This is a genomic window from Cupriavidus basilensis (assembly GCF_000876015.1).
Taxonomy (GTDB): Bacteria; Pseudomonadota; Gammaproteobacteria; order Burkholderiales; family Burkholderiaceae; genus Cupriavidus; species Cupriavidus basilensis_B.
This window is the reverse complement of sequence record NZ_BBQM01000014.1, coordinates 241,249-254,002: the sequence shown is the minus strand read 5'-3', so window position 1 is coordinate 254,002 and position 12,754 is coordinate 241,249. Positions and strand designations below refer to the sequence as shown.

Annotated in this window: 9 protein-coding genes and 1 pseudogene; all 10 read right to left on the bottom strand. The window is 70.4% G+C overall.

Features of this window, described 5'->3' with window-relative positions; genetic code table 11:
* Nucleotides 1–58: 58 nt before the first annotated feature.
* The 10 genes and pseudogenes from KF708C_RS13740 to KF708C_RS13695 all read right to left on the bottom strand — a co-directional run bounded on the left by KF708C_RS13740 (nucleotide 59) and on the right by KF708C_RS13695 (nucleotide 12,737).
* Entirely contained in the window at nucleotides 59–715 is a 657-nt protein-coding gene (locus tag KF708C_RS13740; RefSeq protein WP_029044034.1) for a methionine ABC transporter permease, read from the bottom strand.
* Entirely contained in the window at nucleotides 696–1,613 is a 918-nt protein-coding gene (locus tag KF708C_RS13735; protein WP_059412230.1) for a methionine ABC transporter ATP-binding protein, read from the bottom strand. Before KF708C_RS13735 ends, KF708C_RS13740 begins: the two co-directional genes overlap by 20 nt.
* Before the next feature lie 44 nt (nucleotides 1,614–1,657).
* Nucleotides 1,658–2,470, bottom strand: a complete 813-nt coding sequence (locus tag KF708C_RS13730; RefSeq protein ID WP_020205041.1) for a MetQ/NlpA family ABC transporter substrate-binding protein — start codon at nucleotides 2,468–2,470, stop codon at nucleotides 1,658–1,660.
* 198 nt (nucleotides 2,471–2,668) lie between these two features.
* The gene (locus tag KF708C_RS36675; protein WP_231586480.1) at nucleotides 2,669–4,663 is read right to left on the bottom strand and encodes a hypothetical protein; all 1,995 of its coding nucleotides are present in this window, start codon (nucleotides 4,661–4,663) and stop codon (nucleotides 2,669–2,671) included.
* 259 nt (nucleotides 4,664–4,922) lie between these two features.
* Nucleotides 4,923–6,932, bottom strand: coding sequence for a hypothetical protein (locus tag KF708C_RS36670; RefSeq protein WP_231586478.1), 2,010 nt, complete (start codon nucleotides 6,930–6,932; stop codon nucleotides 4,923–4,925).
* Nucleotides 6,933–7,189: 257 nt separating this feature from the next.
* Nucleotides 7,190–7,861: an MlaC/ttg2D family ABC transporter substrate-binding protein gene (locus KF708C_RS13715; RefSeq protein ID WP_082079547.1), complete on the bottom strand. Its 672-nt coding sequence runs from the start codon at nucleotides 7,859–7,861 to the stop codon at nucleotides 7,190–7,192.
* A 146-nt stretch (nucleotides 7,862–8,007) separates the two neighbouring features.
* The gene (locus KF708C_RS13710; RefSeq protein WP_059412224.1) at nucleotides 8,008–9,072 is read right to left on the bottom strand and encodes a 2-aminoethylphosphonate aminotransferase; all 1,065 of its coding nucleotides are present in this window, start codon (nucleotides 9,070–9,072) and stop codon (nucleotides 8,008–8,010) included.
* Nucleotides 9,073–10,273 (bottom strand): annotated as a pseudogene (gene aepY, locus KF708C_RS13705) (phosphonopyruvate decarboxylase).
* The gene (gene aepX / locus KF708C_RS36900) at nucleotides 10,270–11,976 is read right to left on the bottom strand and encodes a phosphoenolpyruvate mutase (RefSeq protein WP_020202800.1); all 1,707 of its coding nucleotides are present in this window, start codon (nucleotides 11,974–11,976) and stop codon (nucleotides 10,270–10,272) included. The pseudogene aepY and the gene aepX overlap by 4 nt, the downstream one beginning before the upstream one ends.
* Nucleotides 11,973–12,737 carry a phosphocholine cytidylyltransferase family protein gene (locus KF708C_RS13695; protein WP_029043562.1) on the bottom strand — a complete coding sequence of 255 codons (765 nt, stop codon included), beginning with the start codon at nucleotides 12,735–12,737 and terminating at the stop codon, nucleotides 11,973–11,975. Before KF708C_RS13695 ends, aepX begins: the two co-directional genes overlap by 4 nt.
* Nucleotides 12,738–12,754: the final 17 nt, after the last annotated feature.

Below are 12,754 nucleotides of genomic sequence, written 5' to 3'. Positions count from 1 at the left end.
GGTACAAGTAGTACGGCAAGGCCGCGCAACGACGCCGGAATCATTTTGATGGCGTCTCTCAGCGCCGGTGGTCGAACCGGCGCGCGAGCCGCTCGCCGCCGAACTGCACCAGCGTCACCAGCGCGATCAGGATGGCGATGACGTTGAACATCACGGCGGTCTCGTAGCGCTCGTAGCCGTAGCGGATGGCGAGGTCGCCGAGGCCGCCGGCGCCGACCGCGCCGGCCATCGCCGACGAGCCGATCATGGCGATCACGCTGACCGTGGCGCCGCCCACGATGCCCGGCAGCGCCTCGGGCAGCAGCACGTGGCGCACGATGTGCCAGCGCCGGCAGCCCATCGCGCGCGCGGCCTCGACCAGCCCCGGGTCGATCTCGTTGAGGCTGACCTGGGCGATGCGCGCGAAGAACGGGATCAGATGCACGCTCAGCGGCACCACCGCCGCCCAGGTGCCCATCGTGGTGCCCACGATCAGCCGCGTGACCGGCAGCATGGCCACCAGCAGGATGATGAAGGGAATCGAGCGGAAGGTATTGACCAGCACCGACAGCACGCGGTGCAGGCGCGGCCGCGGGCTCAGCCCGCCCGGCGCGCTCAGCGTCAGCACGATCGCCAGCGCCATGCCGCACACGAACACCACCAGGCAGGCGGAGCTGGTCATCAGCAGGGTCTCGCCCAGCGCCTTCACATACTTGTCAGCCAATGGCGGGAACATGGTCCGCTGCCTCCTCGTGACTGGCGCGCGCGCCGGCGCCGACCTCATTGGCCGCGGGCACCGCGCCGCCGATGCCCGCCACGCTTGCCACGCTTGCCACGCTCGCCACGCCGCTGGCCAGCCGCAGCGGACGCAGCAGCGCCAGCGTGGCGGCGGCCCGCGGCTGGGCGAACACCTGCTCCACGGTGCCGAGCTCCACCACGTGGCCGTGGTCGAGCACCAGCACGCGGTCGCAGGCCTGGCGGATCACCGCCATGTCGTGCGTGATCAGCACCACGGTCAGGCCAAGGCGGCGGTTGATGTCGCGCAGCAGCGCCAGGATCGATTCGGTGGTCTCCGGGTCCAGCGCCGAGGTGGCCTCGTCGCACAGCAGGATCTCGGGGCGCTGCACCAGCGCGCGCGCAATGCCCACGCGCTGCTTCTGCCCGCCGGACAGCATGGCCGGATAGACCTGCGCCTTGCCGGCCAGACCCACCAGCTCGAGCAGCTCCGTCACGCGCGGCGCGATCTGCGCGCGCGGCACGCCGGCCACGCGCAGCGGCAGCGCCACGTTCTCGAACACGGTCTTGGCCGAGAGCAGGTTGAAATGCTGGAAGATCATGCCCACGCGCCGGCGCAGCGCCACCAGGCCGTCCTCGTCGAGCGTGCCCACGTCCACGCCGTCCACGCGCACGTGGCCGCCGCTCGGGCGCTCCAGCATGTTGATGGTGCGCAGCAGCGTGGACTTGCCGGCGCCGCTGCGGCCGATGATGCCGAAGATCTCGCCGCGCGCCACGGTGAACGACACCGCGGACAGCGCGGCGGACGGCGCGCCGGGATACTGCTTGCCGAGCTGCTCGAACACGATGTGCGGCGGCGCGGACGATTCTGGGGAAGGCTGCGGGGGCGCCTGCGACACGGTGGATCCTCCTGGAACGGCAACGGCGGCGAGAGACCGCGGCGTCAGAACGCCGGGATCACCGAGCCCTGGTACTTGCTCAGGATGAACTTGCGCACGTCTTCCGACTGGTAGGCCTTGACCAGCGGCGCCACCCACGGCGCGGCCTTGTCGCGCTCGCGCACGGCGATCACGTTGACGTAGGGGTTGTGCTCCTTCTTCTCCACGGCGATGCCGTCGCGCGTGGCGATCAGGCCGGCCTGATAGGCGAAGGTGTTGATCACCGCGGCGGCGTCCACGTCCGGCAGCGAGCGCGCCAGCACCACCGAGGCGCTTTCCACCAGGTCCAGCTTCTTCGGGTTGGCGGTCACGTCGGCCAGCGTGGCGGTGCCGGTAAACGGATCGAAGCCGTCGCGCAGCTTGATCAGGCCGTGGTCGCGCAGGATCACCAGCGCGCGGGTCTGGTTGCTCGGGTCGTTGGGAATGCCGATGCGCGCGCCGGCCGGCAGCGCCTCGAGCGACTTGTACTTCTTCGAGTAGAAGGCGATCGGCGAGATCAGCGTATCGGCCACCGCCACGATCTTGTAGCCGCGCTGCGTGACCTGGTCGCGCAGGAACGGCTTGTGCTGGAATGCGTTGGCGTCGAGGTCGCCGTTGTTGAGCGCCTCGTTGGGGCTGGCGGTGCCGGTGATGACGATGGGCTGCACGTTGAGGCCCTGCTTCCTGGCCACCTGCGTGACGACTTCCCAGATTTCTTCGTCGACACCGCCGCGCACGCCGACCTTGATGGTCTTGTCGGCGGCCAGCGCCGGCGCCGCGCCGATGGCGAATGCCGCCGAGGCGGCCAGGAGCGTGGAAAGGATCTTGCGCAGGGTCATGAGCGGTCTGCCTGGGTGCGGTTCGTGGGTGGCGGCGGCGCGCGCATGGCGCCGCGCGATGCCAGGGGATGCAGTCTAGGCAGCCGCCCGCACCCCGGTCCACGAATATTTCCGCACTAGCAAATCAGGAATTCACGCCCCTGCGCGGGTGCGGCCCATCGCGCCGGTGGCAGCGCGCGGACCGCGATCGTTCCCGCGTCAGGGCTGATCGTAGACCCACACCGAGCCGTCCGCGAGGCGCACGGCGACGCGCAGCTTGCCGTTCGCATCGACAGCGCTCGCGAAATCCGCCCCGGTGCCGTTGCCCGGCAGCGCGAGCGTCGCCAGCGTAATGCTGTCCGTGTTGAGGACAGCCAGCGAAGACGCCGCGAGACCCGTCACGAAATGCGGGATGGCGCTCAGTTTGAGCAGTGGCGTCACCCCACCGGACACAGTCGCATAAGGGGTATTCGGTCCGGATGTGACAACGATGCCAGTGCCGCTCACGTAGCCGTAGATCGGCGCGTTTTCGTTGGTCGCGTCACCGGAGACAGCGCCAAGGCCAAGGGACGCCTGGGCGCCAAACCACAGGGTCTCGCCGCCACCTGGCGACATTGTGTTGCGCGATCCATTCGCCTGAATCGCCAGGCCGCCACCTGTGGAATACGGCCGCGCGTCCAGGACTGGCGCGTTCCTGAAACTATTCACTGTCGCGCCTCCCCCCACGGGTTGCCACCACCACACCCCTGACGTGACACACCAGCCCGTCGCAACGATGCCGGTGCCGCCGGTTGCCTTCACGAAAGCGCGCCCGGCCGTTGTACTGGCCGCATACTGCACGCAACCCGGCAACGAGAAATCCGTACGCGCTCCGGCGAGCTCCGCATCGACGCTGCCGAACGGCACGCTCGCGCCATCGGTGCCCAGTTGCACCACCACCGCCGAATTCGCCGGGTCCGTGTCCGCCGCCAGCCACACACCTTGCGCCGCCGCCGGCAGCGCCGCGGCGGGCTCGATCGGCCCTTCGCCGGCCACGCCGAAACGCTCCAGCCGCGCCGGCTGGATGCCGTCCGCGCTCAGCCGCCACACGCGCGTGCCGTCGATCGCCAGGCTGACGATCGAGGGATTGGCAACGGGCGCGTCCGGCAGGCGGCTCCACACGCCCGGGAACGTCAGCGGCAGCGTGCTGCTGTTGGTGCGGCCATCCGGATAGGTCGCGGTCAGCGTCAGCGTGGCGGCATAGGCGCCGGTCTGCGCGGCGTCGAGGCCGAGCGTCACGCTGGTGCTAGTGGGCATGCTGACGATGGATGCGGCCGTGCCGCTTTGCTGAATCGACCACGCCAGCGTGGCCCGGCTGGCGAGGTCCGCGCCCGGCCCGTCGGTCAGCGTCGCCGTCACGGTGCCGGTGCGGCCCGGCTTCATGTTCAGCGACGGCACCGAGAACGCGATCGACGGCAGCGCCACCAGCGGCCGCGCCAGCGCCGCGTTGGCGCACAGGCGGTCGCCCGCCGGCGTGCTCGCGCACGCGGTGAGCTGCCCCGTGCCCGCCAGCGTGCCCGTGGTGGAAACCTGCGCCGAATGGCTGTCCGCCGCCGGCGCGGCGGCGAACGTGGCGTTGTCGACCGCCCACGACCAGTTCGTGAGATCGGCCACGCCATCGACGCCGTCCGAGCGCCGCACCACCGCGGTGACGACTTGTGGCGCCGCGCCGTAGTTGACCGTCAGCGTGGACGGCGACAGCGTCAGCGCATAAGTCTTCGCGGGCGCGGCCTGCACCGTCAGGTGCGTAGCGCTGGTGGCCTGGCTGCCGTCGGGCAGCGTCGCCGTGGCGACGATGTCGACCTGACCGGGCGCCAGCATGCGCACCGACGCATAGGTGCCCACCGGCTGCATCATGCTGGCAGCCGCCGGCGCCTGGTCGGAAGCCGACACGACCACCGCGACCGCTTCGTTGGAAGACGACCACGCGAACTTTGCGCCCTTGACCTCGAGGCCATCGGCGCCGAGCAAAGTCGCCTTCAGCGTCAGCGTGCCGCCCTGCGCGGGCGCGGCCGTGCCGGTGTCGACGACGAGCCGGCTGGCGGGCGCCTGCGTGGCGGGGGAAGAAGATGGCGCGTCGTCGCTGCCGCAGGCGGACAGCAAGCCCGCGGCGAGGACAAGCGAGAGCAGACCGGCCGCGCGAGACCGCGCGCCGGCATGAAGACCGTGGAACATGTGACCTGACCCGTTTTTATTTGTTGGCAAGTGCGCGCCACCGGCGTGCCCGGGCGACTCTAGCAGCAGGCTTCCCCCCGCCTCCATACCCCTTCGGGGCTATCAAGTTTGACGGCATGCGCTACTAATCACAACGCAGACCAGAATCCGATGGGCAGGCCGGGCTCCCTTTCACCGCGCCAGAACAGACCCGCGCCCGGACACCGCCCGATGCCATCGGCCGAGCCGTCTTGCGAACGGCTGGCGGCCTCTGGCGGATTCAAGGCTGGTCGTAGACCCACACCGAGCCGTCCGCGAGGCGCACGGCGATGCGCAGCTTGCCGTTGGCGTCGACGGCGCCCGCGAAATCCAGCCCGAGTGCATTGCCGGGCAGCGCGACCGTCGTCGGCGCGCTGCCGTCCGTATTGACGACGTAGATGACGGACCAGGGCGCCGGCAGGCCCAGCACGAAATGCGGGATGGCGCTCAGCTTGATCAAGGGCGGCACCGAGGGCACCCGCGTGACATAAGGCAGGAACGTGTCGGAACTGACAACGATGCCATTGCCGCCCACGTAGCCATAGATCGGCGCATGTTCATCAGTGGCGTCAGGAGAGACAGCGCCTTGGGCAAGGGGTGCCAGGGCGACACCAGACCAGATCTCGCTATTCAGCTGCATTGCGTCGCGTGATCCATCTGCTGCGATCGCCAAGCCGCCACCGCCAGGAAACGGATGCGCGTCAAGGACTGGCGCTCCCGAGAAACCTCTCCCGGCGGTGGCACCGCCTCCCACCGGCTGCCACCACCACGTTCCGGAAGTGACACACCAGCCCGTCGATACGATGCCGGTGCCGCCGCTTGCCTTCACGAAGGCGCGTCCCGCTGTCGTGCTCGCCGCATACTGCGCGCAACCGGCCAGCGAGAAGTCCGCGCGCGGATTGGCGAAGGCCGCGTCGAAGCTGCCGAACGGCACGCTCGCGCCATCGGTGCCCAGTTGCACCACCACCGCCGGATCGGCCGGGTTCACCGCACTCGTATCCGCCGCCAGCCACATGCCTTGCGTCACCGCCGGCAGCGCCGTGGCGGGCTCGACCGGCCCTTCGCCGGCAGCACCGAAGCGCTCCAGCCGCGCCGGCTGGCTGCCGTTGGCGCTCAGCCGCCACACGCGCGTGCCGTCGATGGCCAGGCTGACGATCGACGGGCTGGCGATGGGCGCGTCCGGCAGGCGGCTCCACATGCCCGGGAACGTCAGCGGCAGCGTGCTGCTGTTGGTGCGGCCATCCGGGTAGGTCGCGGTCAGCGTCAGCGTCGCGGCATAGGTGCCGGTCTGCGCGGCATCGAGGCCGATCGTCACGCTGGTGCTGGTGGGCATGCTGACGATGGAGGCGGCCGTGCCGCTTTGCTGGATCGACCACGCCAGCGTCGCCCGGCCGGCGAGGTCCGCGCCCGGCGCGTCGGTCAGCGTCGCCGTCACGGTGCCGGTGCGGCCCGGCTTCACGTACAGCGACGGCACCGAGAACGCGATCGACGGCAGTGCCACCAGCGGCCGCGCCAGCGCCGCGTTGGCGCACAGGCGGTCGCCCGCCGGCGTGCTCGCGCATGCGGTGAGCTGCCCCGTGCCCGCCAGCGTGCCCGTGGTGGAAACCTGCGCCGAATGGCTGTCCGCCGCCGGCGCGGCGGCGAACGTGGCGTTGTCGACCGCCCACGACCAGTCCGTGAGATCGGCCGCGCCATCCACGCCGTCCGAGCGCCGCACCACCGCGGTGACAACTTGTGGCGTCGCACCGTAGTTGACCGTCAGCGTGGAGGGCGACAACGTCAGCGCATAAGTCTTCGCGGGCGCGGCCTGCACCGTCAGGTGCGTGGTGCTGGTGGCCTGAGTACCGTCGGGCAGCGTCGCCGTGGCGACGATGTCGACCTCGCCCGGCGCCAGCATGCGCACCGACGCATAGGTGCCCACCGGCTGCATCACGCTGGCCGCCGCCGGCGCCTGGTCGGAAGCCGACGCCACCACCGCGACTGCTTCGTTCGACGACGACCACGCGAACTTTGCGCCCTTGACCTCGAGACCGTCGGCGCCGAGCAAAGTCGCCTTCAGCGTCAGCGTGCTACCCTGCGCGGGCGCGGCCGTGCCGGTGTCGACGATGAGGCGGCTGCTGGGCGCCTGCGTGGTGGCGGGAGAAGAGGGGGCGTCGTCGCTGCCGCAGGCGGACAGCAAGCCCGCGGCGAGGACAAGCGAGAGCAGACCGGCCGCGCGAGACCGCGCGCCGGCATGAAGACCGTGGAACATGTGACCTGACCCGTTTTTATTTGTTGGCAAGCGCACGCCGCCGGCATGCCAGGGTCTGGTTCGGATTGCGGATGCGGCCCGGGCGCGAAGGGTATGCGCGGGCGACTGTAACAGCGGATTTTTGCCCTGTTCAATACCCCTTCGGGGCTATCAAGTTTTGGCATGTGCCGCATACCCGACGACGGCCCGCCCGCGACGGGGCAAGGCAGGCGCCTGTCATGAACCTGCGGCAGCCCGCGGCAACTCGCGGCAAGCGGCTAGACCGCGTTGTGGGTGGTCAGGTATTTCACCAGCCCGTCGATGCCGCCCTTGGCCACGATGTCGGCGAACTGGCGCCGGTACACCTCGATCAGCCAGGCACCGCTCATGTTGATGTCGTAGATGGCCCAGCCGGCCGGCCCGCGCTGGAGGCGGTAGTCGATCTGCACCTCGTCGCCCTTGTTGATGACGCTGGTCTCGATCACGGCATCGTTGCCGCTGGTGCGCGGCGGCTTGTAGCGGAACTTCAGGGCCTGGTCGCGCACCTGCGACAGCGACAGCGCGTAGCTGCGCACCAGCAGGGTCTGGAACTGCTCGTACAACTGTTTCTGCTGTTCCGGCGTCGCGGTGCGCCAGGCCGCGCCGACGGCCAGGCGCGTGGTGTGCTCGAAGTCCGTGTAGGGCAGGAACTGGCGCCGCACGACGGCGGTGATCTTGTCGAGATCGCCGTTGCGGGTGTCGGGATTGGCCTGGATGGTGGCCAGCACGCCTTCCACGGCGGCGCGCACCATGCGGTCCGGCGCGGAGCGGTCGACGGCCGGCGCGACGATGTCGGCGGCGGTGGCGGCCGGCGGCAGCCCCGCGGCCAGCGCAAGCGCGACGCAGGCCGCGAGGGCGGCGGCGGGGAGGCCGGCGGCGGCAAGACCGCGGCGGCGAAGACGGCGATGCATCGCGAGTACCTCCCGATGTACGACCATGAACGGAGCGGCCGCGCCCGTCTCCCGGAGACGGGCCGCGACCGATATCTAATGCTAGTGCCTCGGGCACAAAAACCAAATGGCGCCGGCCGCGCGGTCCGGCGGCGCCATTGTCACTCTTACCGCGTCAGTTCCCGGAAGCCCTGCAGCAGGCGGTCGATGTCGTCCGGCCCGATGTTCCCCATCGTGGAGATGCGGAACAGTTCCGCGGACAAGCCGCCCTGGCCGGCGTAGATGACGAAGCCGCGCGCCTTCAGGCCGTCGTGCAGCTGCGCGTACGAAAGCCCGGCGGGCAGGTGGTAGGCGCGCAGCACCACCGACGATTGCGCGGCCGGCCACAGCGCCGGTATGCCCAGCGCCTCGAGCCCGGCGCGGGCGCGTTCGGCCAGCCCGGCGTAGCGGGCGTGGCGCGCGCGCCAGCCGCCTTCGTCGGCCAGTTCGCGCAGCGCTTCCACCAGCGCGTAGTACACGTGCACGGCGGGCGTAAACGGCGTGTTGCGCTGGTCCTGCAGGCGCGCCAGGCGGCCCAGGTCGAGGTAGTAGGTGCGGCTCGCGGCCTGCGCCAGCGCGCTGCGCCGCACCATGACGAACGACACGCCGGGCACGCCGTGCAGGCACTTGTTGGCGGTGGCGGCCACGGCGTCGACGTTGCCGCCGAAGTCGATGGCCTCGGCGCCGAAGCTGCTGACGCCGTCCACCAGCAGCCGCACGCCGCGCGCGCGGCACAGCGCGTCGAGCGCCGGCAGGTCGTTGAGGCGGCCGGTGGTGGTCTCGTGGTGGATCACGGCCACGTGCGTGATGGCGGGATCGGCCTCGAGCGCGGCGGCGACGCGGTCCAGGTCGGGCGCCTGCTTCCAGTCGTGCGCCACCACCTCATGGGCGATGCGGTATTGCGCGGCGATCTGCGCGATGCGCTCGCCGTAGACGCCGTTCTGCACCACCAGCAGCTTGCCGTTCGCGGGCACCAGCGCGGCGGTCATGCTTTCCATCGCGGCGGTGCCGGAGCCGGTCATCAGCACCGCGGTCCAGGCGGCGGGGTCGAGCCCGTACACGTCGGGCAGCCGCGCGCGCGCTTCGTCCTGCAGGTCGAAGAACTCGCTTTCGCGGTGGCACAGGTCGGGCTGCAGCAGGCTGCGGCGCACGCGCTCGCTCAGCGTGACGGGGCCGGGGTTGAGTAGCAGCATTTACTTGGCTCCTTGTGCGGCGGCGGTGTCGAGATCGGCGCCGATGTCCGCGCCGATATGGCGCGCCAGGCGGGTCCTGACCTCGACCGGGGTCACGGTCGGGCGCGGCAGGCCGTCCGGCGTGCCGGCGCTGATCGACAGCGCCACCAGGCGCGGGCCGGCGCCGGCGGCCGGCCGCGCCAGCACGTCTTCCAGCACGGCGAGGTCGTCGCCTTCGACGGCCTCGGCATAACCGCACGCGGCGGCCACGCCGGCGAACGAGACGTTGTGCGAGACGGTCGCCTGGCCGCCGGTGGAGTCGTGCGCGCCGTTGTCCAGCAGCACGTGGGTCAGGTTGGGCGGGCCGTAGGCGCCGAGCGTGGCGAACACGCCCATGCGCATCAGCGCCGCGCCGTCGCCGTCCACGGCGATCACGTCCAGGTCCGGGCGCGCCAGCGCCAGGCCGAGCGCGAACGGCGTCAGGCAGCCCATCGAGCCGACCATGTAGAGCTGGTTGGCGCGGTCATCGAGCGCGTACAGCTCGCGCCCGCAGAAGCCGGTGGAGGCCAGCACCACGGTCTTGCCCGGCGGCGAATGCGCGATCACGCGCTGCAGCGCCTCGCGGCGCGTGGGCAGCGTCGGCGCGCCGGCCAGCGCGGCGCGCGGCACGGCCTTCGGGCGCGGCGCGGGGCGCGCCTGTTCCTTGAGCGCGTAGGGCGCCACGCTGCCCTTCTGCATCACCAGCGCGTAGGGCCGGCCGGTGGCGTCCATGTGGGCCACCGCGCGGTCCAGCGCCGGGCCGATCTCGGCCGGGTCGGTCGGGAAGGTCTCCCAGGGGATCTCCATCGTCTCCAGCATGGCCGGCGTGACCGGGCCCATCAGCGCGTGCTGCGGCTCGTCGGCCACGCCCGGCTGGCCGCGCCAGGTGACGATCAGCAACTGCGGCAGGCGGAAGGTCCAGGTCAGCGAGGTCAGCGGGCTGACCGCGTTGCCCAGGCCCGAGTTCTGCATCATGGTGATGCCGCGGCGGCCGCCGCGCGCGCCCAGCGTGACGCCCGCGATCAGCGCCACCGCGTCGCCTTCGTTGGCGGCCGAGACGTAGTGCAGCGTGGGGTCCTGCAGCACGTAGTTGATGAACGGCGTCAGGTAGGAACACGGCACGCCGGCATACCAGTCGAAACCGCGCGCGCGCGGCCTCGACGAACTGTGCCGCCTCGATCATCGGGCTTCCTCGCCGTCCGTGGTGCCGGCCGCGAACTGCGTCTGCGTGTGGGCGAAATCGCCCGCGCGGCGGAAGTCTTCCAGGTCGTTCACGCCGCGCCAGTGGCCGTGCACGTACTTGACCTCGATTTCCTCGCCGGCGGCCACCAGCGCGTTGAGCAGCGCGGGCAGGTCCAGCGTGTCGAAGTCGTCGCGCGCGCGCAGCTCGCCGATCAGCTTCTGCAGGCGCGCGCGCCCTTCGCCGCGCACGTTGAGCAGGCCGATCCAGCGGCCGTTGGCCGGCTGCGCGGGCGCAGCGCCGGCCTGCTCGGCCTTGCTCGACACATGGCGCAGCAGAATCTTCTGGCCGAACAGGTCGCGGTCGTCGGGCGCCGAGCACCAGGCGAAGTCGTGCACGCTCTGGTTGGCCGGCGCGTTCTGCGAGGAGTCCACCACCACGCTGAACGGCGCGTCGCTTTCCAGCAGGTCGCGCAGGATGTAGCTGCGGAACAGCAGGTCGCCGTAGGCGATCACGGTGTCGGTCTGCAGGCCGTCCACCGCGCACGCCAGCGAGGCCAGCTCGCCGGTCTGGGCGTGGCGCTCGTTGACCACCAGCTTGATGCCGGCGGTGTCGATGGCGCCGGCCTGGTAGCCGCCGACCACGGTGATGTCGTTGATCGACTGCTTCTTGAACGCGTCCACCAGCCAGCGCAGCAGCGGCTTGCCGGCCACCGGCAGCATGATCTTGGGCTTGTCCTCGGTCAGCGCTTCCAGGCCCTTGCCGCGGCCGGCGGCCAGCACCACCGCCGCGCCCGGCACCTGCGCGCCGGACAGGTAGATCTTCTCGGCGGCCGAGTATTCGTCGGCGTCCTGCAGGCGGAAGATCTCGTTGACGGTGGCGATGCGGTCTTCCACGTTGACCAGCGTCTCGCTGTCGTGGATTTCCTTTGCCACGGCCTGCATCGACGAGGCCGCCACGCGGATCAGGTGGTTGGCCCAGATCACCAGGCTGATGCCGGCCTTGCGATACGCTTCGGTCGGCGTGCTGTAGTACTTGGTCGGCACGATCACCAGCGGGCCGCGGCCGGCCCACTCGCGCGCGAACGTGAGGATCTCGTCGGGCCTGGACAGCTTGCTGTGGATCAGGATGGCGTCGGCGCCGGCCTGGCGGTAGGCCTCGGCGCGGCGCAGCGCTTCATCCATGCCCCAGCCGGCGATCAGCGCTTCGACGCGGGCCACGATGGAGAAGTCGTCGTCGGCCTGCGAGTCCTTGCCGGCCTTGATCTTGCCGCAGAACTCGTCGATCTCGGCCAGCGGCTGACGCTCGCCGTCGATGAAGCTGTTGGTCTTGGGGAACTGCTTGTCCTCGATGCACACGCCGGCGATGCCGCGCTGCTCGAGCTTGCGCACCAGGCGGCGCATGTTGTTGAAGTTGCCGTAGCCGGTGTCGCCGTCGAGCAGGATCGGCAGGTCGCTGGCGTCGGCCATGAACTCGAGGTTGTCGACCACCTGGGTCCAGCTCGCCTCGTTGTTGTCGCGCACGCCGAACTGCGCGGAGATCGCCAGGCCCGAGGCCCAGATGCCCTTGAAGCCGGCCTCGCGCACGATGCGCGCGGACAGGCCGTTGTGGGCTTCCATGATGAATTCGAGCTCTTTGCCGACCAGCATCTGGCGCAGGCGGGCGGCGCGCGTGGCGCGCGGGAAAATCGGGTCGATTGCGTTCATTGTGCTGCTCCCACGAGGCGCTGTAGTTCGGGCAGGACTTCGTCGCGCGCGCGCGCGACGTCGCCAGGAAAATCGATTTCGATCCAGGGCGCGCCGCTCACGTCGGCGGTGTCGAAGACGTGGCCGCCTTCGAGCAGCAGGTCGCGCACCGCTTCTTCGTGCGGCATGTTGGCGCGGCCGCCGTCCACGTAGCCCTTGACGATCTCGGCCAGGCGGCGCGCGGTCTGCTCCTGGAAGCGGAAGAAGCCGACGGACTCGCCGATGGTGTCGTACTCCAGGCCCACCGCGAGCTGCTTGCGCAGCTCGACCGGCACGCCGTCCTTCAGGCACAGCTTGACGGGCTCGTCGCCGGCTTCGAAATCGCGGTCGATCAGCAGGCGGTTGGTGGTCTCGCCGGCCACCAGCGCGCGCAGGATGCGCTCGTCGTAGAGCACGTCGGCGTCCATCAGCAGCACGTCGCCGCCGCGGGTGAGCGCGTCGGCCACGGTATGCACGGTCAGCACGCTGCCCAGGTCGTAGCGCGGGTTCAGCACGATCTCCGGATACGGATCGCGGCCCAGGCGCCGCAGTTCGGCCTCCACCTGCTCGGGCTGGAAGCCGAGCGCCAGCACGATCTCGTCGACACCCGCCGCATCCAGCATGCGCAGGTGGCGCTCCAGCAGGGTCATCCCCTCAAAACGCAACAGGCACTTCGGGTATTGCTCCCCGGGCTGTTGCTGCAGTCGCAGGCCTAGGCCCGCAGCAAGAATGATTGCTCGCATTCTTTCTCCGCGCTCAT

Excerpts from the sequence above, each read along its gene's own strand:
- KF708C_RS36670 (WP_231586478.1), bottom strand. The coding sequence starts at position 6,932 with ATGTTCCACGGTCTTCATGCCGGCGCGCGGTCTCGCGCGGCCGGTCTG.
- KF708C_RS13740 (WP_029044034.1), bottom strand. The coding sequence starts at position 715 with ATGTTCCCGCCATTGGCTGACAAGTATGTGAAGGCGCTGGGCGAGACC.
- KF708C_RS13715 (WP_082079547.1), bottom strand. The coding sequence starts at position 7,861 with ATGCATCGCCGTCTTCGCCGCCGCGGTCTTGCCGCCGCCGGCCTCCCC.
- KF708C_RS36675 (WP_231586480.1), bottom strand. The coding sequence starts at position 4,663 with ATGTTCCACGGTCTTCATGCCGGCGCGCGGTCTCGCGCGGCCGGTCTG.
- aepX (WP_020202800.1), bottom strand. The coding sequence starts at position 11,976 with ATGAACGCAATCGACCCGATTTTCCCGCGCGCCACGCGCGCCGCCCGC.
- KF708C_RS13695 (WP_029043562.1), bottom strand. The coding sequence starts at position 12,737 with ATGCGAGCAATCATTCTTGCTGCGGGCCTAGGCCTGCGACTGCAGCAA.
- KF708C_RS13730 (WP_020205041.1), bottom strand. The coding sequence starts at position 2,470 with ATGACCCTGCGCAAGATCCTTTCCACGCTCCTGGCCGCCTCGGCGGCA.
- KF708C_RS13710 (WP_059412224.1), bottom strand. The coding sequence starts at position 9,072 with ATGCTGCTACTCAACCCCGGCCCCGTCACGCTGAGCGAGCGCGTGCGC.